Here is a 21,323-nt window from a genome sequence, read left to right as displayed (position 1 = left end):
CTAGGGTTCGGAAGGAAGGATGCGGCCTACTGTTGCCGCTTCGGCATGGCGATGGTGTAGTCGAGGTCGAGCACCACGCTGGACGAGTGCGCTGCCCTGGCCTCGCCCTGCGCCGGGAAGACGATGGACGCGGCGCCGGCGTTCTTCACGCCGATCGTGCGCAGCCGCAGCCCGCCCAAGTGCTCCTGGTCCAGGTCGACCTGGTCGAGCACCATGGTCGCGCAGGCAATGGTGTCGCCGGCATAGCTAGGGTTCACATGGCTGCCGCCGTTGATGGCCAGGACCGACAAGGCGTTTTCCAGCCCGTCGTAGGCCAGCGCGCGGCATACCGAGATCACGTGGCCGCCGTAGACCAGCCGCTGGCCGCCGCCGGCTGCCATGGCATGGCCGTCGAAGTGCGCGCGGGCAGTGTTCTGGTACAGGCGCGTGGCGATGCTGTGGTCGCTGTCGTTGATGGTCATCGCGCCCACGTGATCGATACGCTCGCCCGCGGCGTAGTCCTCCCACAGGTCGTCAATGCCCGTCATTGCGGTGATTTCCCGCACGCGCGCGGTGTAGTCGCGGCGGCGCAGGCGCTCAACCGGCACTACCGCCTGCGTGGCGGGGACCACCGCCTCGCCACAGGTGGCGCCGTGGTCGCGCTTGTGCACCATCACCCAGCGCACCCAGCTCAGTACCTCGCCTCCGTGCTGGTTACGGGCGGTGGAGCGAACGTACACCACCCCGCTCTTTCGGTTGGAGTTCTCCTTGAGGCCGATGACCTCCGATTCCACGGCCAGCGTGTCGCCCGGATACACATGGGACACGAAGCGTACTTCCGCGTAGCCCAGGTTGGCCACGGCATTGAGCGAGATATCCGGCACCGTCTTGCCGAAAGCCGTATTGAACACCAGCAGGTCTTCCAGCGGGCGGTGCTCGAAGCCCAGTTGACGGGCGTTGGTCTCGGCCGTGCACAGCGCGGTGCGGCTGCCGGTCAGGCCGATATACAGGCTGCGGTCGCCCTCCGTCAGCGTACGCGGAGTGGCATGCCGGATCTTCATGCCGAGGCGAAAGTCCTCGAAGTAGTTGCCGCTGCGATTCTTGGTCATCTCCTGCCCTTCCTGCTGTTTAGCCTGTGTTCTCACACGGCACATTGTCGTGGTCTAGCCGCTTAGGTACGTACATAGTCCATGTGACGACGCATCCGGTCAACGTTCCCACCCCAAATAACCCCGCTGTTTCAGACAAAATGAGACAAATGCGCCGTGCCATGGGCCTTCTTAGTCTCATCCTATGTTTGTACGTACATATGCCAGCCTGAAACCCACAATAATTCGCTATTTCGTAGGCTTGTACGCCCCCTCGAAAAAATCCTTGCTACGCACTACGATACCTCATACATTAGTACCACATATCGTAATAGCATCCGGTCAATCGGAGATTGGATTTGCCTACCCAGATTCCAGCAGCCAGCCGTGCCATGGCCGTATTCGAGGTGTTCGCCCGCGAAAAGCGGGACCTGTCCAATTCGGACATGGCGAAGCTGTTGTCCGTGGCAGACAGCAGTTGTTCGGACTTGCTGCACACGCTGCATTCGCTCGGGTACCTGATGCGCACCTCGCGCACGCGGCGCTTCTACCCTACCGGGCGGTTGCTGGAGACCGCTCGCAAGATTGCCGAGAATGACCCGTTGACCCGGCTTGCACAGGACGCCGTGGGGCACCTCGCTCAAGCGACGAACGAAAGCGCCTTCTTTGGTTTGCTGGAACCGTTCGCCGTCCGGGTGGCCGCGGCGGCGCAGAGCCGCTTGCCATTGCGCTACATCCTGGATGTGGGCGAGCGCGTGGCCCTGCACGCCTCGGCCCTGGGCAAGGCCATGCTGGGCCTACTGACCGAGGAAGAGGCACGCGCGCGCCTCGACGTCATCAAGCGGCCGGCAGTCACGCCCAACACCGTGGTGGACGTCGAGCAACTGATGGCGCAGCTTGCGCGCGGGCGCGAACAGGGGTGGTACGAAGCGCACGACGAGGGCACGGCGGGCGTGACCGCACTCGCCGTCTCCGCGCGCCTTGGCGACCGTCCGGTGGCCATCTCGCTGGCGGGCCCCACCGACCGCATCGAAAAACATCGCGAACCCTATCTGGCAGCCTTGCGCGAAGTGCGCAACGCCCTGCTGGCTGATCACTGAACCCGCTCAAAGCAACGCAACAGGAGGAGATATGGATCTTGGATTGAAAGGCCGCGTGGCAATCGTCACCGGATCGGCGCGCGGCATCGGCGCCGAGACCGCCCGCATGCTGGCGCAGGAAGGCATGGCCGTGGTCATTACCGACCTGGACCTCGACGCCGCCACTGAAACCGCGCGCGGCATCGAGAGCGCCGGTGGCAAGGCCATCGCCGTGCAGTGCGACGTGCGCAATGAAGAGCAGGTGCGCAACATGGTGGGCGCCGGCAAGGACGCCTTCGGCAGCGTGGATGTGCTGGTGAACAATGCCGGCCTGGTCAAGGACCGCACCATCCTGAAGATGGACGAGGCAGACTGGGACCTGGTGCTGAACGTGACGCTGAAGGGCAGCTTCCACTGCGTGCGCGCAGCCCTGCCGCACATGCATGAGAAAGGCTGGGGCCGCATCATCAATATCAGCTCGCGCGCGCTGTTCGGCAACCCGGGCCAGGCCAACTACTCCGCCGCCAAGGCCGGCATCATCGGTTTCACCCGCGCACTGTCGCTGGAGCAGGCGCGCAAGGGTGTGACCGTCAACGCCATCGCGCCGGGCTATATCGAGACCGAGTACATCAAGAGCCTGCCCAACTACGACACCATCCTCGAGAACGTCATGGCAAAGAACGCCGTGACCTTCCCCGGCCAGACCAGCGACATCGCCGGAGCCGTGGCCTTCATGGCGTCGGAACACGCCCGCTACATCACTGGCACCACCCTGTTCGTCACCGGAGGCCGCTATGGTTGACCCCAACGTGGACGTCGACGGCCTGGATGCCAGCCAGCTGCTGCTGCGCGACAACATCCGCCGCTACCTGAAGGAACATGTCGCCCCGCGCATCGACAAAGCGGAAGCGGACAAACACTTCCCGCACGAAGTGCTGACCGGGCTGGCCGACTTCGGCTACTTCGGCGGCTACCTGCCCGAGGCCGACGGCGGCCTGGGCCTTGACTACCTGACCTGGGCCGTGATGATGGAAGAAGCCGGCTACTGCTGGCTGTCGCTGCGCATCCTGCTCAACGGGCTGAACATCGTCTCGGGCATCGTCAACACCTACGGCACCGAAGAGCAGAGGGCGCGCTTCATGCGCCCGCTGCTGCGCAACGAGCGCAAGGCCTTCGTGTCGATCTCGGAGCCGGACGTTGGCTCCAACGTGGCCGAGATTAAGACCCGCGCCGACAAGCGCGGCGACCGCTACGTGCTCAACGGCAGCAAGCTGTGGATCACCAACGGCATGTTCGCCGACTTCGGCATCGTGGTGGCGCGCACCTTCAGTGAAACCAGCAACGGCGAGCTGTCGCTGTTCCTGGTGGAGCGCGACGTGACGCCGTACAGCGCCACGCCGGTGGAGACCATGTTCACCCGCAGCACCGGCACCGCGGCGTTCACGTTCGAAAACGCCGAGGTGCCCGCAGCCAACCTGCTGGGCCAGGAAGGCCAGGGCCTGCGCCAGATCCTGATCGGCCTGAACTTCGGCCGCCTGAATGTGGCAATGGGCGCGGTGGGCGCGGCGCAGTGCGCGCTGGACCTGTCGGCGGACTATGCGCTGCAGCGCAAGCAGTTCGGCCGCCCGATCGGCTCGTTCCAGCTGGTGCAGAAGCATATCGTGGACATGACCATGCGCACCCAGGCCGCGCGCGCGCTCGGCTACCGCGCGGCGCGCTCGATGCAGAACGGCACCTCGCGCACGGAATGCTCGATCGCCAAGCTTTACGCCACCGAAGCCGCCTTTGAAGTCGCCAACCTGGCGCTGCAGGTACACGGCGGCATGGGCTACGCCACCGGCTACCCGATCGAGCGCATCTTCCGCGACACGCGCGGCGGGATGATTCCGGAGGGAACCACCGAGATCCAGACCCTGATCATTGGGCGCGAAATCCTCGGCATCAGTGCCTTGACCTGAGCCCGGGATGCACCGCAAACCGCTCTCGTGGGCTCCCCTCTCCCGCTCGCGGATGAGGGGAGCAAGCAAGAGACGCTGAAATAACGAATACCGCAGAAACACACCATGACCCAACCCGCCATCCTCGAACAGATCGCCAACACCACGCTCTACTGGGAAGACCTGACGCCTGGCATGACGTACACCACCTCGTCGCGCACCATCACGGAAGCCGACGTGGCCGCCTTTGCCGCGTTGACCGGCGACTTCAACAAGGTCCACGTCGATGCCGAGTACGCCAAGGGCACCATCTTCGGCCAGCGCATTGCGCATGGCATGCTGGTCGCGTCGTTCATGGCCGGCCTGACCTCGCGCTCGATTCCCAACCAGTTCTTCGAAGGCTCGCTGTTCAGCGTGCTTGAGAACCGGCTGAAGTTCCCCAAGCCCACCTTCATCGGCGACACCATCCGCGTTGAGATCGAGGTGGTGGAGCAGAAAACCACCAGTCGCCCGGACCGCGGCATCATCGCATTCCTGCGCAAGGGCATCAACCAGCGCGGCGAAGTGGTGGCCGAGATGGCTGCCACCTGCCTGTTCAAGCGCCGCACGCCCGGAGATGCGCAATGAGCAGCCAAGACACCTGGTTCAGCGACCTGTCGCGGCTGGTGAACCCGCGCTCCATCGTGCTGGTGGGCGCGTCGGAAAAGCCGGACAGCATCGGCGGCCGCACGCTGGAAAACCTGACCACTTTCTCGGAATTCAAGGGCGACCTCTATCTGGTCAATCCCGGTCGCGCCGAAATCCACGGCCGCCCGTGCGTCGCCTCGGTCAATGACCTGAAGCAGGCGCCTGACCTGGCGATCCTGGCCGTGCGCGCGGACATGGTGATCCAGACGCTGAGCGACTGCGGCAACCTCGGCATCAAGTTCGCCATTGTCTTCACCTCTGGCTTCGGCGAGACCGGCGAAGACGGGCGCGCCGTGGAAGCCGAGATGCGCGAGATCGTGGCCCGCACCGGCATGCGCATCTACGGGCCGAACTGCCCGGGCCTGAACAATATGAACGCGCGCCTGGGCCTGACTTTCTCGCCGGCGTGGCGCATCGACCGCCGCCCCGGCCCCATCGGCGTGGCCACGCAGGGCGGCGGCCTGGGACGCTCATTCATCCAGGCAATGGACCGCGGCGTGGGTGTGGGCCTGTGGTGCTCCGGCGGCAACGAGGTGGATCTGGAGGTCAGCGACTACATCCACTACATGGCCGACGCCCCCGACATCGAGGTCATCGTCACGACGCTGGAAGGCGTGCGCAACGGCCCGCGCTTCATGGCGGCGGCGCTGCATGCGGCGCGGCGCGGCAAGCCCATCGTGGCCATCAAGGTGGGCAAGTCGGAATATGGCGCGAAGGCGGCCCAGTCGCATACCGCCGCGATTGCCGGCTCGGCCGAGATCAACAGCGCGGTGTTCCGCCAACTGGGCATCATTGAAGTCGACGATATCGACGAGCTGATCGACGTGGCGTCCCTGCTGGCGCGGCGCAAGCCCACGGGCAAGGAACAGCTGGCCGTCTACAGCTTCTCGGGCGGCACGGCTGCGCTGGCCTCCGACATGGTCGGACTGGCCGGCCTGAAGCTGGCCGAGTTTGCCCCGGCGACCATCGAGGCGCTCAGGCAGGCCCTGCCCGATTTTGCGGCCTTCAGCAATCCCGTGGACGTGACTGCCGAGGTACTGGTGAACACCGAGGTCAGCTACGCCACGCTCAAGGCCACGGCGAGCGACCCCAATACCGACCTGGTGCTGGTCCCGATCCCGGTCGAGTATGGCAAGACCACCGCCATGCTCGCCGACAGCATGGTGCGCGTGCAGTCCGAGGAGGTTTCGACCCCGATCGTCCCGGTGTGGATGAGTGACCGCACGGGCGAAGGCCAGCGCAAGATGATCGACGGTGGCCTGATGCCGATGCGCGCGGTCGGCAACGCCGTGCTGGCCGTCAAGCGCTTCATCGAATACGGCCGCTGGAAGGCGACATTCGACGCCGAATGGCAACCGTTGAACAGCACGGCCGACGGCAGCGCGACTGCCAATCTCTCCGAGGCCAGGACCAAGGTCTTGCTGGAACGCGCCGGCATTCCTACGCCTCAGGGCGTGGTGGCGCGCTCGCCCGCCGACGCGGCCATGGCCTTCCGCAACGTGGCCAATGGCAAGGCCGTGATGAAGATCGTCAGCGCCGCCATCACCCACAAGACGGACATCGGTGGTGTGCGCCTTGGCATCGCTTCCGATGGCGCGGCGATGGCTGCCTATGAGGAAATCCACGCCAACTGCAGCAAGGCCTGTGCGGGGTCGGAGATCGAAGGCGTGCTGGTGGAATCGATGCTGCCTTCGCCCTTCATCGAAGCCGTAGTGGGCATCCATCGCGACCCGGTGTTCGGCCATGTCTGCACCTTTGGCCTCGGCGGCGTCAGCATCGAGCTGTTCAAGGATGTCAGCCGCCGCCTGCTGCCGCTCACGCCGGCATCTGCGCGCCAGATGATCAGCGAGACGCGTTGCCACGAGCTGCTGAAGGGATACCGGGGCCAGCCGCCCTTCGATATCGACGCGCTGGTCGACGTGCTGGTCAGGCTGTCCGATTTTGTCAGACAGCACGCCGGCAACATCGATGAACTGGAAATCAATCCCCTTGCGGTGCGTCCGCAAGGCCAGGGAGTGACCGCGCTGGACGCCGTCCTCTCCTATCAAGGCAAGGAGCCTGCCACATGGTAAAGACTGAAATTGGCTACACCACCACTGACACGATCATGGTGCGTGGCCTAAACCTCGCCACCGAGATCATCGGCAAGTTCGACTTTGTCGACATGATCTTCTTCACCACGCTGTCGCGCCTGCCCAGCCCGCAGGAAAAGACCATGGTCAACGCGCTGCTGGTCACCACCGCCGACCACGGCATCACGCCCAGCTCGCTGGCTGCCCGCCTGACCTACATCGGCGCGCCGGAAGCGCTGCAGGGTGCCGTGGCTGCCGGCCTGCTTGGCGCAGGCAGCGTCTTCCTCGGCACCATGCAGAACGCCGCGGAGATGCTGATCGAAGGCGCCCGCGAACTGGTGCCCGACGCCAGCGACGAGGCGGTGCGCGAAGCCGCGCGCGCCACCATCCGCAGCTACAAGGAGCAGCGCCGGGCTATCTATGGCGTGGGGCACCCGATCCACGTCAACGGCGACCCGCGCGTGCCGACCCTGCGCGAACTGTCGCGTGCCAACGGCTACTACAACGTGCATTGGCGGCTGATGGACGCGATTGGTGACGTGCTGACCAAGGAGCAGGGCAAGAACCTGCCGCTCAACGCCGTGGGCGCCATTGCCGCCGCAGTGGCGGCCATGGGCCTTGACCCCCTCATCGCGCGTGGCCTCTCCCTGGTCGGCCGCTCGGCCGGCCTGCTGGCTCATGTCATGGAAGAGAAGAGCGCGCCGATGGCGCGCGAGGCATGGCAGCTCGTGCTGAAGGACGACCCGCGCAACGTCCTGCCCTGAGGCCACAACCCTGCCGTGACAGGACTGCGGCAAGGCTGCGCGCCAGCGGGCGCGCAGCCAGCATACACAGAACACCGAGGAGTACAGGATGCAGAAACTGACCGAAGAGCGCCGCATGATCCAGGAGGCCGCCCGTCAATTCACGATGGAGCGCGTGCTGCCGATCGCCAACAAGCTGGACCCGGAAAAGGGCCAGATCCCGCGCGAGCTGATCGACGAAATGGCCGAGCTGGGCTACTTCGGCATCCTGATTCCCGAGGAATACGGCGGCCTGGGCCTGGGCGCCTATGAGTACTGCCTGGTCGCCGAGCAACTGTCGCGCGGCTGGATGAGCGTGGGCAGCCTGATCGCGCGCGGCAACGGCCTGATTGGCGCGCTCAAGGGCCTGCCGCCCGAGAAGAAGGCCGAGTACCTGCCACGCATGGCCCGGGGCGAGTTCCTCGGCGCGTTCTCGCTGTCGGAACCCAATGCCGGGTCCGACGTTGCCAATATCTCGTGCCGCGCGGTGCGCGATGGTGACGACTGGCTCATCACCGGCAATAAGTACTGGTGCACCTTCGCCGACGAAGCCGATTTCATCGTGGTGATCTGCCGCACCGACCCGGTCATCGACCCCAAGGCGCGCCACAAGGGCCTGACCGCCTTCATGGTGGAAAAGCCGCGCGGCGAACTGCCCGAGGGCGTCAAGGGCAGCATCATCCCCAAGATCGGCTATCACGGCTGGACCACCTGGGAGCTGGCCTTCGACGGCTGCCGCGTGCCGGCCTCGAAAGTGGTGGGTGAGGAAGGCAAGGCCTTCTACCTGACCACGGCCGGGCTCGAAACCGCGCGCGCCCATACCGCCGCGCGTTCCATCGGCCTGGCGCAGGGCAGCCTGGAGGATTCGATCCAGTACGCGAAAGACCGTGCGCAGTTCGGCTCGCCGATTGGCAACTTCCAGGCGATCCGTTTCAAGCTGGCCGATATGGCCACCCAGATCGAAGCGGCCCGCGCCCTGCTGTACACCGTGTGCGAGAAGATCGACGACGGCACGCGCGCCGATACCGAGGCCTCGATGGTCAAGCTCTTTGCCAGCGAGATGTCCGAGCGCGTCACCAGCGAAGGCCTGCAGATCCACGGCGGTGCGGGCTATACCACGCACTTTGCCGCCGAACGCTACTGGCGCGATGCGCGCCTGACCAAGATCTTCGAAGGCACCTCGGAAATCCAGATGCGCATCATCTCTGATGCGATGCTGGGCAAGATTGCCGCCTGACCAGGAGTGCCTGTGCAAACCCAAGCCAAACCAACGGGCGCCCTTGCCGGCCTGCGCGTGATCGATCTCACGCAGATGCTGGCGGGCCCGTTCTGCACCCAGATCCTGGCCGATCACGGGGCCGACGTTATCAAGGTGGAAGCCATGACCGGCGACGGCACGCGCGTCACTGGCCCCTTCTGTGCCGATGACAAGCTGCGCGACTTCGGCGGCTATTTCCAGAGCGTCAACCGCAACAAGCGCTCCATCGCCGTCGACCTGAAGACCGAGGAAGGCCGCAGCATCGTCCGCAGCCTGATCGACAATGCCGACATCGTCGTCGAGAACTTCCGCGCCGGCGTGATGGAGCGGCTCGGGCTGTCATTCGAAACGCTGCGCCAGACCAACCCGCGCCTGGTCTATGGCACCGTGCGCGGCTTCGGCGACCCGCGCAGCGGCGAGAGCCCCTATGCGCAATGGCCGGCCTACGACGTGGTGTCCCAGGCCATGGGCGGCATGATGGGCATCACCGGCCCGGACCGCGACACCCCCACCAAGATCGGCCCGGGCGTCGGCGACACGGTGCCGGCACTGATGCTGTGCATCGGCATCCTCGCGGCGGTACACCGCGCGAAGGAGACCGGCCAGGGTCAGTTTGTCGATGTGGCGATGACCGACGCGGTGCTGGCCATGTGCGAGCGCATTGTCTACCAGACCTCCTACACCGGCGATGTGCCGGCACCAGAGGGCAACCGGCACCCGTTGCTGTGCCCGTTCGGGCTGTTCCGCGCACGCGACGGCCATGTCTCCATCGCCTGCGCCACCGACGCCTTCTGGGCCAAGCTCGCCATCGCGATCGGGCGCCCCGAGATGGCCACCGACGCATCGTTCGCCACCAATGCCGCACGCGTGCAGCACCAGCAGCAGGTGATCGATGCGATCGAAGCGTTCACGTCCGTGCGCACCAAGGAGGAAATCGCCGTGGTGCTGGGCGGCAAGGTGCCTTTCGGCCCGGTCTATACCTCGGCTGAGATCTTTGCCGACAAGCACTACGCCGTGCGCGAGATGCTGGTGGCAGTGGAGCAGCCCGGGTCGGCCACGCCGGTCAGGATCGCCGGCGTGCCGGTCAAGCTCAGCGAAACACCAGGCGCGGTGTACCGGCGGGCGCCGCTGCTGGGCGAGCATACCGACGAGGTCCTGCTGGCAGCGGGTTACACCGACAGCGATATCCGGCGCCTGAGGCAAGGGAGTGTGGTGCGATAGGCAGGGCAGGCTTCCGGTGTTCTACGAAATTTCGTATAGTACTGCCGTTCACCGAAAATGCCTGCCCACCGATGCCTACCCTGATCCCTGCCGCCAGCCGCGCCATGGCGGTGTTCGAAGTCTTTGCCCGCGAGAAACGCGAGCTGTCGAATTCCGATATGGCGCGCCTGCTGTCGCTGCCTGAAAGCAGCACCTCCGACCTGCTGCACACCCTGCATTCGCTCGGCTACCTGGTGCGCACCACGCGCACCCGGCGCTTCTACCCAACCGGGCGCCTGGTCGAGATCGCCCGCCAGATTGCCCAGAACGACCCGCTTGGCAGCATCGCCCAGGAGGCCGTGGAGCAGATCGGGGCAAAGACCAACGAGAGTGTCTTCTTCGGCGTGCTCGACACCAACGCCGTCAAGGTGGTTGCGGTCCAGGCCAGCCGCCTGCCGCTGCGCTACATCATCGAGGTCGGCTACCGCGCATCGCTGCACGCTTCCGCGCTGGGCAAGGGCCTGCTGGGCCTGCTGCCCCCGGACGAGGCACGCGCCACATTGGCCAGCAGCAAGCTGCACCGCGTGACCGAACACACCATCGTCGACATCGACACGCTGATGGCGCAGATTGCCCGGAGCCAGGAGCGCGGCTGGTACGAAGCCGAGGAGGAAGGCAGCGAAGGCGTCTATGGGCTGGCGGTGACGGGCTGGCTCGGCGGGCAGGCAGCCGGCATCTCCCTGGCGGGCCCTGCCGACCGCATGAAGAAGAACCACGATGCCTACCTGGCGGCACTGTTCGAGGTGCGTGACGCGCTGATGGAAAAAGCCTGACAGCCGGGGCAGCGCTCGCCGTCCCGGCCGGGCGCGCGCATCGCGATACAGGCGAAGTATCGCGCGACATACCGAAAGTATTTTCCCCGGCGCCCGCGCATCCGTAGCATCGAATGGAAGTCCACCGCCCGCCCTCTTGCGCGCGTTCCCAGCCAATCCATTCGACCTCAAGATGAGCAGCTTCCTCGATATCCGGCGCGACGGCGCCGTCGCCATTGTCACCATGAACCGGCCCGAAACGCGCAACGCGATTTCGGACGACGACGCCATCGAGGCAATGGTGCAGATGTGCGAGACCATCAACCGCGACCTGTCCGTGCGCGCCGTCATCCTGACCGGCGCGGGGTCAACCTTCTCTTCCGGCGGCAACCTCAAGACCCTGCGCGACAAGCTCGGCAGCGGGCTCAGCCAGCCCGTCATGAGCCGCTACGGCTACCGGGACGGCATCCAGCGCGTGCCCCTTGCCATGTGCAACCTCGAGGTGCCAACCATTGCCGCGGTCAACGGCCCTGCCCTGGGCGCGGGCAATGACCTGGCCTGCACCTGCGATATCCGCATCGCCTCCGAGCAGGCGAAGTTTGCCGCCACCTTCGTCAAGCTTGGGCTGATCCCGGGCGATGGTGGCGCCTGGCTGCTGCCCCAGGCAGTCGGCATGTCGCGCGCCTGCGAACTGGCCTTTACCGGCGACACCATCAGCGCCGGCCAGGCGCTGGAATGGGGGCTGGTGTCCAAGGTGGTGCCGGCCGACGCGCTGCTGCCCACCGCCATGGAACTGGCGCAGCGCATTGCGTGCAACTCCGGCCATGCGCTGCGCATGACCAAGCGCCTGCTGCGCGAGTCCATCCACGCGCGGCTGGACACCATCATGGAGATGTCGGCGGGCTTCCAGGCCCTGGCCCACAACACCCCCGAGCACAACGCCGCACTGGACAGCGTCCTTGGGCAGCGCGCCTGAACGCCTCGCGCGGCTGCTCAAAAACAAAGCAAGGAGACGACATGGCATTCCATCACCTGAAGCGTTGCCTGATCGTGGCATCGCTCACGCTGGCCGCATTACCGGCAAGCGCGCAGCCCGACTATCCCAGCCGCCCGGTCAAGGTCATTGTCTCGTTGCCGCCGGGCAGCGGCGCGGACACCACGGCGCGCTTTATCTCGCAGCAACTGAGCGAGAAATTCAGGCAGCCGTTCGTGGTGGAGAACCGCCCTGGCGCCAACAGCTTCATCGCCGCGCGCGCCGTGGCGGAAGCCGCGCCTGACGGGTACACGCTGTTCGTCGGCAGCAACTCGTCGATGGTGACGAATGTAGCGGTGTTCAGGACGCTGCCCTACGACCCGGTCAAGGATTTTGTGCCAGTGGAGCGTATCGCCCGCTTTGCTATGGTCGTGGTGGTGCCGGCCAGCTCGCCCTACAAAACGCTCGACAACCTGCTGGATGCCGCCCGCAAGGCGCCAGGCAAGCTAAACTACGCCAGTGGCAGCGCGGGCTACCAGGTGGCGATGGAGCTCTTCCATGAACGCTTCCACGTCAAGGGCAACCCGATCGCCTACAAGGGCACGGCGCCGGCGATCACCGACGTGGCCGCCGGCAACGTGGACTACTCCATCGGCGAAATCAGTTCGGTGCTCCCGCTGATCCGCGCTGGCCGCATCCGCGCGCTGGCCGTCACCGACACGCAGCGGCTGAAGGAACTGCCGCAGGTGCCCACGGTTGCGGAAAGCGGTGCGCCGGGCTTCGAGGTATTTGCCTGGACCGGCATGTTCGCGCCGGCCAAAGTGCCCGAGAAGATCGTCAAGGCGCTCGCCGACGCCGTGCGCGACGCCATGCAGCAACGCGAAAGCGCGAAGTTCATCGAAAACCTCGGCGGCAGCGTGTTCTCCGGCGGGCCCCAGCAGCTCAGGCAGTTCCAGCTGGCTGAAATCGAGCGCACCCGCGATATCGTCAAGACCGCCGGGATTCCCGTCGAGTGATGGCATCGCGGTCACCATCCGGCCGTTTATGAGGACCTTCGGCACCATGCGTGCCATCGCCGCCAGGACGCCGGGCTGAGCGCTTTCAGGGTCAGTGCCGGTTGCGCATTGCGCCGGCTTCGCGCATAGTCGGTCGCGCGGCAACGATGCCGCGCGACCGACGCCTTCCTTCCGCATGGATCTCCGCCAAATCAAGCAGGCCCTGGTGCTGAGCGAAACGCTCAATTTCCACCGCGCGGCCGAACGGCTGCACATGGCGCAGCCCCCGCTCTCCACCGCCATCCGCAAGCTGGAAGAAGAACTCGGCGTGACCCTGTTCGAGCGCCTGACCTCGGGCCTGCGCCTGACCCCGGTGGGCGAGACCGTGCTGCGCCAGATGCGCAACACCCTGTTCTTCGCCGACGAGATCCGCCGGGCCGCCAGTGAAGGCGAACGCGGCGAGCAGGGCAAGCTGCGCGTTGGCTTTGTCGGTTCTGCGGTGTACTCGCTGATGCCGCGGCTGATCCGCATCTTCCGCCAGCAGTACCCGCGCGTGGACCTGGTGATCGAGGAATCCACCACGGTAGAGCTGCTGCGCCGGCTGGAGGAGCACTCGCTGGACGTAGCCCTGGTGCGCTATCCCATTCTGGAACGCACCAGTGCCGATGTGCTGCTGCTGCAGCCCGACCCGATGGTGCTGGCGGTCAGCGCCGATTCGCCGCTGTCCGCGCGCCACTCCGTGGACCTGCCGGAACTCGGTGCGACGCCCTTTATCGTGTACTCACGCACGCTGGTGCCGGCCATGCATGCGATGACAATGCTGGCGTTCCACGAAGCCGGCATCCAGCCGCCGGTGGTCCAGGAAGCGGTGCAGGTGCCGTCCATCCTGGCGCTGGTGGAAAGTGGCCTCGGCGTGGCGCTGGTGCCGGCCACCGCTGCCAGGCAGGCCGGTGAAGGCGTCAGGCTGATTCCGCTCACCGGCATGCCGTCACGGATGGATCTCGGCATTGCCCTGGTGGCGCTGCCGGAAACGGTCAACGCCACCACGCGAAACTTCGTCGCCATTGCCCGCGAAATCATGCCCGAGCCGCCCGCCGCGCCCGCGTCGGCCGGGGCCTGACCAGCGCCGCGTTCAGCCGGCCGGCGCCGGCTTTCTGGTGATCAGCGCATCCACGGCCACGACGCGGTCGGCCGAGCAGATCAGCGGGTTGACGTCGAATCCGCCATCACGTCGCGCTGGTCGGCAGCGAATTCCGACAGCGAAGCGATGACCCCGGCCAGACGGTCAATGTCCACGCCGGCCGCACCGCGAAAGCCTGTCAGCAGGGACTTGCCGCGCAGCTGTCCGAGCAGGTGGCGCGCCTGCGCCTGCGTGCAGGGCGCCATGGTCGCCACCGTGTCCTGCATCAGTTCCACCATCACCCCGCCGAGCCCCACCACCAGCAGCGGCCCCAGGTGCGCATCGACGCGCGCGCCCACCAGGATTTCCACGCCCGCGGGCACCTGGCTTTGCACCAGCACGCCGTTGATGTGCGCGTCGGTGGTCACCCGGCGCGCATTGGCCAGGATCTCCCGGTAAGCCGTGGCCAGTTCATCGGCGTTCTTCACACCGATGCGGATGACGCCCGCCTCTGACTTGTGGGGAATCTGCGGGCTTTCCACCTTGAGCACGACCGGGTAGCCACACTCGGCCGCCGCGCCACAGGCCTCTGCTTCGCTGCGGGCCAGGCGCTCCTGCACGACCGGCACGCCGTACATGGCCAGCACCTCCTTGGCCTGGCGTTCCGTGAGCACATCGGTGGGCGACGCGAGGATCTGGTCGCGGCAACGACCGGCGGCAGATTCCGGCGTCAGCCGCCGTGCACGCGACATGGCCGCCTGCTCCCGCCCGCGCAGCCACTCGGCATGCGCATGCCAGGCCGACAGTGCGGCGAAGCAGTGCGACACCGAGCGGAACAGCGCCAGCCGCGGCAGCGCCTCGGCCTCTTTTGCGTCGGGCCCTTCCAGCCACTCCGACATCCACAGCCCGCAGGCCATCTTGCCTTGCTTGCGCGCCAGTTCGTCGAACACTTCGAAGCGCCGCCCGTTGCCTTCGCCGGTCACCACCAGCGGCACCACCGCCGCGCCGTAAGCCGGATCCGCAAAAACCGCATCACCGCACTGGACGAAGGATTCGAAATTATTGGCCGCCTGCGCAGTCAGGTCGCAAGGGTTGCGAGCCGCGCCGAAATCCGGAATGTGCGATTCCAGCACCGCGCGGGTCTTGTCGTCAGGCTGCGGCAGCGGCACGCCATGGCGCTCCGCTTCATCCGCCGCCACGATGCCCGCGCCGCCGAGCCGGACACAATGACCACACCGGTCACCGTCGGCGGCGGCGCCTTGGCGAAGAACACCGTGGTCGGCACCAGTTGCTCGATGGTGTCCACCTGGATGACGCCAGCCTCCCGGAGCGCGGTGGCATATGCCCGGTCCGAGCCGGCCATCGACCCGGTGTGCGACATGGCCGCGGCGGCACCCAGCGCGCCGCGCGCCATCTTGTACACGACCAGCGGCTTGCCGGCATTTGCGCAGAGCTCCGCGGCGCGGATGATGCGGCTGGCGTCCGACAGCCCCTCGAACACGCAGGCCACGGCGGCGCACGCCGGGTCACCGGCCAGGAAGGCGATCTGGTCAGTCACGTCGATGTCGCAGGCGTTGCCGCAGGACAGCACATGACTGAAAGCGGTGCCGTGGTTGGCCGACTGCTGCAGGGCGAAGGCCAGCGCGCCGGACTGGCTCACCAGCCCGATCGCATGGCGCGGCAGCGCCGACGTCCGCGGGGGCAGCGGTGTAAAGGAAACCAGGGCGTTGGTGAGGTAGTTGGCGTAGCCAATGCTGTTGGGGCCGAGCAGCCGCAACCCGCCTTCGCGCGCGATGCTGGCCAGGCGTGACTGGTCGGCCGCCTTGTCGGCCTTGCCGGTCTCTGCGTAGCCGGAAGCAAACAGCACCACACCGCCGACGCCGATCTGCGCGCATTCGCGCACGATGGGCTCGACCGTATCGCGCGCGGTGGCGATCAGCACGCAGTCCGGCACCTCGGGCAACGCCGACAGCGAAGGGTAGCAGGCCTGGTCGCCGACGGCGTCATAGCGCGGATTGACCAGATCGATCCGCCCGCGGAAATGGCGCAGGTTGGCCATCGAGCGGCCGGCGAAGGCCTTTTCGTTGGGCGTGGCGCCGACGATCGCGATGGAGCGCGGGTTCAGCGTCCGCGAGAGGTCTTCGTGGGTGTACAGGGTGCGGGAAAGCATATGAAGGTCTTCAGCTTGCGGGCTCGCCATGCCTTCAGGCAGGCAGTACGCTGTCGATGTGAAGCCAGGCCCGGGTACGGCCTAAAGACTGCGGGCGCCGGGGACTGCACTATGGCGCCCCGCTTATGGTCGTCAGCTCGACAGGTGATAGCCGCCGTTCACGCCGATATGCTGGCCGAGGATGTACGAAGCCGCGTCTGACAGCAGGAAGCAGATCGGCGGCGCCACTTCTTCGGCTTGCGCCCAGCGGCCCATCGGGATCATCGACAGGATGCCGTCGCGGAAGCGCTCGCCACGGATGGTCTCGGTCATCGGCGTTTCCACCACGCCCAGGCAGACGGAGTTGGTGCGTACCCCATACTTGCCCCACTCGCGCGCGGCGCTCATGGTCATGCCGAGCAAGCCGGCCTTGGCGCTCGCATAGTTGATCTGGCCGATCGAGCCGCGGCGGCCGGCCTCGGACGAGATATTGACAATGGATCCACTGACCTTCTCGCCCTTCCTGGCGCGTTCCACCAGATGCGCGCCGACTGCCTGCAGCCACAGGAAGGAGCCGGTCAGGTGGCAATTGACGACCTCGTTCCAGGTCTGCAGCGTCATGTTCTCGATCATCGCGGCGCGCACGATGCCGGCACAGTTGACCAGGCCGTCCACCTTGCCGAAATGCGACAGCGCATGCTCCATCGACGAGGCCACGAAGTCGGCATCGGAAACACTGCCCGTGTAGGCAATGGTATGGTCCGGATGGCGCGCGGTGATCTCCTGCAGCGCCTCGCCCTTCATGTCGACCAGGCCGACCCTGGCGCCCAGCTTCAGCGCCAGCTCCGCCGTGGCCTTGCCCACGCCCTGTGCGGCGCCGGTGATGATGATGACTTTCCCCTGCAGGGACATCAGATCCGTCATGGTGTATTCCTCGCTCTGTTTCCGGTTCATTGGCATGGGCGGCCTTCCAGGCAGCCCAGGTGGTATTGGGTGTCGCCGTGCAGCTGGTCCAGCACCAGCACGCGGCGCAGGTAGTGCCCGACGGCGTATTCCTCGGTCATGCCGATGGCGCCGTGCATCTGGATGGCTTCCTGCGTGACCTGGCGCGCGGCCTGGCCGATATAGGCCTTGGCCGCATGCACCTGCGCGGCGCCGCCGGCCAGGTCATTGCGCCCGGCGAGCGCCAGGGCCAGCGAGAGCGACAGGCTGCGGCTCTGCTCCAGCGACGCCAGCATGTCCACCGCGCGGTGCTGCAAGGCCTGGTTGGCGCCGATCAGCTTGCCGAACTGCTTGCGGGTCTTGAGGTATTCGACCGTAAGGCTGCAGGCGGCTTGCATGGCGCCCACCATCTCGGCGCAGGCGGCGCTGATGCCGGCGGCAAGGATGCGCCGGAGCACGGCGCTGGCATCGGAGGCCTCCAGCAGCTCCGCCTGCGCGCCGTCGAGCCGCACATCGGCGGCCGGCGTGCCGTCGATCAGCCGATAGCCGTCGCGTTGCACGCCGACACCGCGGCTGTCGACCAGGAAGAGCTGCACCCCCCTCTGCGCAACCTGCGCAGTGACGAGCAGATAGTCGCTGCCTGCCCCATGCAGCACGCACGGCTTGGTGCCGAACACGCACCAGCCGTCCACGCCGGCGGCAGCCTGCACCGACACGCGCCCGGGGACGGCTTCGCCATGCGCCCAGGCCAGCTTCAGTTCTCCCTGCGCGATGCGCGGCAGCAGCCTGGCCTTCCGTGCCGCAGACCACTCCGCCGCGGCAATCGCTGCCGATGCCATGACCGCGGTGCCGTGGTAAGGCTCCAGCGCCAGGCAGCCGCCCAGTGCCTCAGAGATCAGCATCTGGTCGACGGCATCGCCGCCGAAGCCGCCATGCTCTTCAGGAATTGCCCCGCCGAGCACGCCAAGTTCGGCCAGCGCCTGCCACACCTGCTCGCTGTGGCCGCTGTCGTGGGCCGCATACTGCTGGCGCTTGTCAAAGCCGTACTCGCGGCCCAGCAGCCGCGACAGGCTGTCCAGCAGCTGCTGCTGGACATCGTTGAGTTGCAGGTTCATCGCAGATCCAGGACCGTGGCTGAAAGAATGTTCTTCTGTACCTCAGTGCTGCCGCCAAAGATCGAAACAGCGCGTGAATACAGGTAAGACTTGGCGAGCGTGCCGGTATCCGCCCGCAGCGCGCCGGTGCCGTTCATGCGGCAGATCACGTCGGTGATGGCCTGGAAGATTTCACTGCCGCGCGCCTTGAGCATGGGCGAGAGCTTCATGTCCGCATGCCCGCCATGCATGCGCAGCTGCGTGACCTCCAGCGCGTGCAGGTCAGCCTCGATCATGGCGATGCGCCCGCGCCAGGGCGCGATGGCATCGGCAGGCCACCCTTCGGACTCCAGCCGGCCCAGCAATGCCCTGGCATACGCCACGCGCTCCTTGCTGCGGCCGATGCCGGCAACATAGGCGCGCTCATGCCCAAGCAGGAACTTGGCGTAATCCCAGCCACGGTTCTCCTGGCCGACAAGGTTCTCCACCGGCACCAGCACGTTGTCGAAGAACACCTCGTTCAGGCTATGGCGGCCGTCGATGCTGACGATCGGGCGCACCGTGATGCCCGGCGACTTCAGGTCGATCAGGAGAAACGAGATGCCGGCCTGCGGCTTGGCGGCATCGGGGTCCGTGCGCACCAGGCAGAAGATCCAGTCCGAGTAGTGCGCCTGGCTGGTCCATATCTTCTGGCCGTTGACCACGTAGCCGGCCGCCGTGCGCTCGGCACGGGTTTTCAGCGAGGCCAGGTCCGAGCCGGAACCGGGTTCCGAGAATCCCTGGCAGACCTGGATATCGGCGTTGAGCAGCTTCGGCAGGAAGGTCTCGTGCTGCGCGTTGCTGCCGAAGTGGATCAGCACCGGCCCCAGCATGGTGATATTGAAGATGTGCGGTGGCAGCGCCGGCGCGCAGGCGCATTCGTCAGCAAAGATCTGCTGTTCGGCGGCATCCCAGCCGGCGCCACCAAAGGCCCTGGGCCAGGCCGGGGCACCCCAGCCGCGCGCATTCAGCCGGCGCTGCCAGAGTTCGGTGTCCGCCTTGCTGGCAAAACCCCCGGCGCGCAGGCGCTGGCGCATGTCGTCGGGCAGGTTTGCGGCGATGAAGTCGCGGATCTCCTGACGGAACGCCTTGTGTTGCTCGGAGTAGAGCAGGTCCATGGTTGTCCTTCCGGTTGATGGGCGGGGTCAGTACCCCTTGAAGCCGGGGGCGCGTTTCTCCGCGAAGGCGCGCAGCCCCTCCTGCATGTCGTAGGAACGCTGGTGCGTGCGGAACGCCAGCAGTTCGTGGCGCAGCGCGTCGGCAACCGGTTTGTCGGCGGCCTCGGCCGCCACCTGCTTCATGCGGGCGAGCACCAGCGGGCTGCGGGTGGCCAGTTCCTCGGCCAGCGCCTGGGCGTGGGCGGCCAGTTCGCTGTCGGGCACCACCTCGTTGACCAGGCCGTGCCGCTCCATCTGCGCGGCCGTGAAGGTGCGGCCGGTGAACAGCAGGAAGCGAGCCACGTTGACCGGCAGCTTGCGCGGCAGCACCGCCGCGCCGCCCGCACCGGGAAACACGCCAAAATTGGCGTGCGCGTCGCCCAGGCGCGCCGACTCGGCCGCCACCACCAGGTCGCAGGCCAGCACCAGCTCCAGGCCGCCCGCCACGGCCAGGCCGTTGACCGCCGCGATCACCGGCTTGGGAAAGGCCCGCAGCGTGGCGAAGAACCCGGTCGCCACGTCAATGAAATCCGCTTCGCCGGCCGCCGCCGGCGCGGACACCTCCTTCAGGTCGGCACCGGCGCAGAACGCGCGCCCGCTGCCGGTCAGCACCACGACGCGCACCGCGGGGTCGTCGCGCCACTGCCGCAGTTGCGCATCGAGTCCGCGCATCAGTTCGCAGCTCAGGCTGTTCATGGCGGCGGGCCGGTCCAGGGTCAGCCAGCCCACCGTGCCGCGCAGTTCATGCAGATGACTCATCGCCGTTCCCCGCTCAGCACAGTTCGACCGCCACGGCGGTGGCCTCGCCCCCGCCCAGGCACAGGCTGGCCATGCCGCGACGCAGGCCACGCTGCCTGAGCGCGTGGATCAGCGTCACCAGCAGCCGCGCGCCGGTGGCGCCGACCGGGTGGCCGAGCGCGCAGGCGCCACCATTGACGTTGAGGCGGCCGTGCGAGATACCCAGCTCCTGCAGTGCGACCATGGCCACCAGTGCAAAGGCCTCATTGACCTCGTACAGGTCCACGTCCTGCGCGCTCCAGCCGGTCTTGGCCAGCACGCGGCGGATCGCGGCGACCGGCGCATCCACGAACTGCTGCGGGGCCTGCGCATGCGTGGCATGGGCAGCGATGCGCGCCAGCGGGGTCAGCCCCTGGCGCAGTGCATCGCTTTCGCGCATCAGCACCAGCGCGGCGGCGCCGTCCGAGATCGAAGAGGCATTGCCTGCCGTGACCGTGCCACCGTCGCGGAACACGGCCTTGAGCGCCGGCAGCCTGGCGGCGTCGCACTGACCCGGTGTTTCGTCGCGCGCAAGCAGGGCTTCCTCCTGCTTGCGCTTGAGCCTGACTGGCGCAATCTCTTCATCAAACGCGCCCTCCTGCACGGCCCGCTGCGCGCGCAGCAGGCTTTCGCGGGCATAAGCATCCTGGGCCTCGCGGCCGACGCCGCGTTCCTGCGCGGACAGGTCGGCGTAGTGGCCCATCAGGTGGCCTTCATAGGCGTCCTCCAGGCCGTCGCGGTACATGTGGTCCAGGAACTGGCCGTGGCCCAGCCGGTAGCCGTGGCGGCCGCGCGGCACGATGTAGGGCGCATTGGTCATCGACTCCATGCCACCGGCCACGGCCACCGTGCAGGTTCCGGCCAGCAGCAGGTCGTGCGCCAGCATCACGGCCTTCATGCCCGAGCCGCACATCTTGCTCAGCGTGGTGGCCGGCGTAGACACCGGCAGGCCCGCGCCCAGCACGGCCTGGCGCGCCGGCGCCTGGCCCAGGCCGGCGAACAGGCAGCAGCCCATGATGGCTTCGTCGACGCTGGCCGGGTCGACCTCGGCCTGGGCGACAGCGGCACGGATGGCGACGGCCGCAAGTTCCGGTGCCGTATGCTGCGCCAGCGCGCCATTGAAGGCGCCGATCGGGGTGCGCCTGGCGCCGACGACAACGATGGAATCAGTCTTCTGCATGGT

General features: G+C 66.8%; 20 protein-coding genes. 12 read left to right on the top strand and 8 right to left on the bottom strand.

Annotated elements, in window-relative coordinates; all coding sequences use genetic code 11:
- Positions 1–26: 26 nt before the first annotated feature.
- Positions 27–1,088 carry a MaoC family dehydratase gene (locus AC1Q7H_RS10540; RefSeq protein ID WP_492381283.1) on the bottom strand — a complete coding sequence of 354 codons (1,062 nt, stop codon included), beginning with the start codon at positions 1,086–1,088 and terminating at the stop codon, positions 27–29.
- Between the two features lie 332 nt (positions 1,089–1,420).
- Between AC1Q7H_RS10540 and AC1Q7H_RS10535 the strand changes: the two genes are divergently transcribed.
- The 12 genes from AC1Q7H_RS10535 (at position 1,421) to AC1Q7H_RS10480 (ending at position 13,982) form a co-directional block, all read left to right on the top strand.
- Entirely contained in the window at positions 1,421–2,167 is a 747-nt protein-coding gene (locus AC1Q7H_RS10535) for an IclR family transcriptional regulator (RefSeq protein ID WP_492381282.1), read from the top strand.
- Between the two features lie 31 nt (positions 2,168–2,198).
- Entirely contained in the window at positions 2,199–2,948 is a 750-nt protein-coding gene (locus AC1Q7H_RS10530; RefSeq protein WP_211984147.1) for an SDR family NAD(P)-dependent oxidoreductase, read from the top strand.
- Positions 2,941–4,104 (top strand): acyl-CoA dehydrogenase family protein, encoded by a 1,164-nt coding sequence (locus AC1Q7H_RS10525; protein ID WP_211984149.1) that lies wholly within the window; start codon positions 2,941–2,943, stop codon positions 4,102–4,104. Before AC1Q7H_RS10530 ends, AC1Q7H_RS10525 begins: the two co-directional genes overlap by 8 nt.
- 105 nt (positions 4,105–4,209) lie before the next feature.
- Positions 4,210–4,710: a MaoC family dehydratase gene (locus tag AC1Q7H_RS10520; protein ID WP_211984151.1), complete on the top strand. Its 501-nt coding sequence runs from the start codon at positions 4,210–4,212 to the stop codon at positions 4,708–4,710.
- A complete protein-coding gene (locus AC1Q7H_RS10515; protein ID WP_211984153.1) occupies positions 4,707–6,842 on the top strand; it encodes an acetate--CoA ligase family protein in 2,136 nt (711 codons plus the stop codon). The genes AC1Q7H_RS10520 and AC1Q7H_RS10515 overlap by 4 nt, the downstream gene beginning before the upstream one ends.
- Positions 6,836–7,606 (top strand): citryl-CoA lyase, encoded by a 771-nt coding sequence (locus tag AC1Q7H_RS10510; protein ID WP_211984156.1) that lies wholly within the window; start codon positions 6,836–6,838, stop codon positions 7,604–7,606. Before AC1Q7H_RS10515 ends, AC1Q7H_RS10510 begins: the two co-directional genes overlap by 7 nt.
- Positions 7,607–7,694: 88 nt before the next feature.
- Positions 7,695–8,861 carry an acyl-CoA dehydrogenase family protein gene (locus AC1Q7H_RS10505; RefSeq protein ID WP_211984158.1) on the top strand — a complete coding sequence of 389 codons (1,167 nt, stop codon included), beginning with the start codon at positions 7,695–7,697 and terminating at the stop codon, positions 8,859–8,861.
- Between the two features lie 75 nt (positions 8,862–8,936).
- Entirely contained in the window at positions 8,937–10,103 is a 1,167-nt protein-coding gene (locus tag AC1Q7H_RS10500) for a CaiB/BaiF CoA transferase family protein (protein ID WP_249221534.1), read from the top strand.
- Positions 10,104–10,174: 71 nt separating this feature from the next.
- Positions 10,175–10,915 (top strand): IclR family transcriptional regulator, encoded by a 741-nt coding sequence (locus tag AC1Q7H_RS10495; protein WP_211984162.1) that lies wholly within the window; start codon positions 10,175–10,177, stop codon positions 10,913–10,915.
- A 172-nt stretch (positions 10,916–11,087) separates the two neighbouring features.
- On the top strand, positions 11,088–11,870 hold the full coding sequence (locus AC1Q7H_RS10490; protein WP_211984164.1) for a crotonase/enoyl-CoA hydratase family protein: 783 nt from the start codon (positions 11,088–11,090) through the stop codon (positions 11,868–11,870).
- A 41-nt stretch (positions 11,871–11,911) separates the two neighbouring features.
- Entirely contained in the window at positions 11,912–12,883 is a 972-nt protein-coding gene (locus AC1Q7H_RS10485) for a Bug family tripartite tricarboxylate transporter substrate binding protein (RefSeq protein WP_211984166.1), read from the top strand.
- Between the two features lie 175 nt (positions 12,884–13,058).
- The gene (locus AC1Q7H_RS10480; RefSeq protein WP_211984169.1) at positions 13,059–13,982 is read left to right on the top strand and encodes a LysR family transcriptional regulator; all 924 of its coding nucleotides are present in this window, start codon (positions 13,059–13,061) and stop codon (positions 13,980–13,982) included.
- An 80-nt stretch (positions 13,983–14,062) separates the two neighbouring features.
- Here AC1Q7H_RS10480 and AC1Q7H_RS10475 read toward each other — a convergent pair whose 3' ends face one another.
- The 7 genes from AC1Q7H_RS10475 to AC1Q7H_RS10445 form a co-directional block, all read right to left on the bottom strand.
- The gene (locus tag AC1Q7H_RS10475) at positions 14,063–14,620 is read right to left on the bottom strand and encodes an acetate--CoA ligase family protein (protein ID WP_492381301.1); all 558 of its coding nucleotides are present in this window, start codon (positions 14,618–14,620) and stop codon (positions 14,063–14,065) included.
- A gap of 440 nt (positions 14,621–15,060) precedes the next feature.
- Entirely contained in the window at positions 15,061–16,152 is a 1,092-nt protein-coding gene (locus tag AC1Q7H_RS10470; protein ID WP_492381281.1) for a CoA-binding protein, read from the bottom strand.
- Between the two features lie 132 nt (positions 16,153–16,284).
- Entirely contained in the window at positions 16,285–17,055 is a 771-nt protein-coding gene (locus AC1Q7H_RS10465; protein WP_492381280.1) for an SDR family NAD(P)-dependent oxidoreductase, read from the bottom strand.
- Positions 17,056–17,081: 26 nt separating this feature from the next.
- On the bottom strand, positions 17,082–18,188 hold the full coding sequence (locus AC1Q7H_RS10460; RefSeq protein ID WP_492381279.1) for an acyl-CoA dehydrogenase family protein: 1,107 nt from the start codon (positions 18,186–18,188) through the stop codon (positions 17,082–17,084).
- Complete coding sequence (locus AC1Q7H_RS10455; RefSeq protein ID WP_492381278.1) at positions 18,185–19,324, bottom strand: acyl-CoA dehydrogenase family protein; 1,140 nt, start codon at positions 19,322–19,324, stop codon at positions 18,185–18,187. The genes AC1Q7H_RS10460 and AC1Q7H_RS10455 overlap by 4 nt, the downstream gene beginning before the upstream one ends.
- Positions 19,325–19,351: 27 nt before the next feature.
- A complete protein-coding gene (locus AC1Q7H_RS10450; protein WP_211984179.1) occupies positions 19,352–20,122 on the bottom strand; it encodes an enoyl-CoA hydratase/isomerase family protein in 771 nt (256 codons plus the stop codon).
- Positions 20,123–20,135: 13 nt separating this feature from the next.
- Positions 20,136–21,320, bottom strand: coding sequence for a thiolase family protein (locus tag AC1Q7H_RS10445; RefSeq protein ID WP_492381277.1), 1,185 nt, complete (start codon positions 21,318–21,320; stop codon positions 20,136–20,138).
- Positions 21,321–21,323: the final 3 nt, after the last annotated feature.

The organism is Cupriavidus sp. GW823-FHT06D04, from assembly GCF_058795055.1.
Note: the sequence above shows the minus strand (reverse complement) of the source record. Positions and strands in the feature narration are given on the sequence as shown.

What these genes read in the sequence shown, in the direction of transcription:
- AC1Q7H_RS10540 (WP_492381283.1), bottom strand. Translation starts at nt 1,088, where the DNA reads ATGACCAAGAATCGCAGCGGCAACTACTTCGAGGACTTTCGCCTCGGC.
- AC1Q7H_RS10530 (WP_211984147.1), top strand. Translation starts at nt 2,199, where the DNA reads ATGGATCTTGGATTGAAAGGCCGCGTGGCAATCGTCACCGGATCGGCG.
- AC1Q7H_RS10525 (WP_211984149.1), top strand. Translation starts at nt 2,941, where the DNA reads ATGGTTGACCCCAACGTGGACGTCGACGGCCTGGATGCCAGCCAGCTG.
- AC1Q7H_RS10520 (WP_211984151.1), top strand. Translation starts at nt 4,210, where the DNA reads ATGACCCAACCCGCCATCCTCGAACAGATCGCCAACACCACGCTCTAC.
- AC1Q7H_RS10515 (WP_211984153.1), top strand. Translation starts at nt 4,707, where the DNA reads ATGAGCAGCCAAGACACCTGGTTCAGCGACCTGTCGCGGCTGGTGAAC.
- AC1Q7H_RS10510 (WP_211984156.1), top strand. Translation starts at nt 6,836, where the DNA reads ATGGTAAAGACTGAAATTGGCTACACCACCACTGACACGATCATGGTG.
- AC1Q7H_RS10505 (WP_211984158.1), top strand. Translation starts at nt 7,695, where the DNA reads ATGCAGAAACTGACCGAAGAGCGCCGCATGATCCAGGAGGCCGCCCGT.
- AC1Q7H_RS10500 (WP_249221534.1), top strand. Translation starts at nt 8,937, where the DNA reads ATGCTGGCGGGCCCGTTCTGCACCCAGATCCTGGCCGATCACGGGGCC.
- AC1Q7H_RS10495 (WP_211984162.1), top strand. Translation starts at nt 10,175, where the DNA reads ATGCCTACCCTGATCCCTGCCGCCAGCCGCGCCATGGCGGTGTTCGAA.
- AC1Q7H_RS10490 (WP_211984164.1), top strand. Translation starts at nt 11,088, where the DNA reads ATGAGCAGCTTCCTCGATATCCGGCGCGACGGCGCCGTCGCCATTGTC.
- AC1Q7H_RS10485 (WP_211984166.1), top strand. Translation starts at nt 11,912, where the DNA reads ATGGCATTCCATCACCTGAAGCGTTGCCTGATCGTGGCATCGCTCACG.
- AC1Q7H_RS10480 (WP_211984169.1), top strand. Translation starts at nt 13,059, where the DNA reads ATGGATCTCCGCCAAATCAAGCAGGCCCTGGTGCTGAGCGAAACGCTC.
- AC1Q7H_RS10475 (WP_492381301.1), bottom strand. Translation starts at nt 14,620, where the DNA reads ATGTACGGCGTGCCGGTCGTGCAGGAGCGCCTGGCCCGCAGCGAAGCA.
- AC1Q7H_RS10470 (WP_492381281.1), bottom strand. Translation starts at nt 16,152, where the DNA reads ATGCTTTCCCGCACCCTGTACACCCACGAAGACCTCTCGCGGACGCTG.
- AC1Q7H_RS10465 (WP_492381280.1), bottom strand. Translation starts at nt 17,055, where the DNA reads ATGACGGATCTGATGTCCCTGCAGGGGAAAGTCATCATCATCACCGGC.
- AC1Q7H_RS10460 (WP_492381279.1), bottom strand. Translation starts at nt 18,188, where the DNA reads ATGAACCTGCAACTCAACGATGTCCAGCAGCAGCTGCTGGACAGCCTG.
- AC1Q7H_RS10455 (WP_492381278.1), bottom strand. Translation starts at nt 19,324, where the DNA reads ATGGACCTGCTCTACTCCGAGCAACACAAGGCGTTCCGTCAGGAGATC.
- AC1Q7H_RS10450 (WP_211984179.1), bottom strand. Translation starts at nt 20,122, where the DNA reads ATGAGTCATCTGCATGAACTGCGCGGCACGGTGGGCTGGCTGACCCTG.
- AC1Q7H_RS10445 (WP_492381277.1), bottom strand. Translation starts at nt 21,320, where the DNA reads ATGCAGAAGACTGATTCCATCGTTGTCGTCGGCGCCAGGCGCACCCCG.